Source organism: Streptomyces sp. GbtcB7 (assembly GCF_019091445.1).
GTDB lineage: Bacteria > Actinomycetota > Actinomycetes > Streptomycetales > Streptomycetaceae > Streptomyces > Streptomyces mirabilis.
In genome coordinates this window covers 1-230 of the sequence record NZ_JAGXJM010000760.1, presented here as the reverse complement: position 1 = coordinate 230, position 230 = coordinate 1, and the positions used below count along the sequence as shown (strand labels likewise).

General features: G+C 71.7%; 1 pseudogene. It reads left to right on the top strand.

Annotation, left to right across the window (positions count from 1 at the left end):
- Positions 1–230: pseudogene (locus KVT44_RS57465) on the top strand (cysteine desulfurase-like protein); the annotation flags it as partial.

Sequence of the window (230 nt, the reverse complement as noted above, 5' to 3'; positions counted from 1 at the left end):
CCCACTGCTCTACGCCGACGGCGTGCTCTACACGGCGCACACGTTCGTGGCCCTCGCCCGGCTCGGCGCCGACTTCTTCGTCTGCTCGCCGTACAAGTTCCTCGCCCCGCACCACGGCGTGCTCGCCGCCGCTCCGGCCCTGCTGGAGTCGCTGCGTCCCGACAAGCTGCTGCCCTCCTCCGACGCGGTCCCGGAGCTTGTCGGGCTCGGGACGCTACCCTACGAGCTCC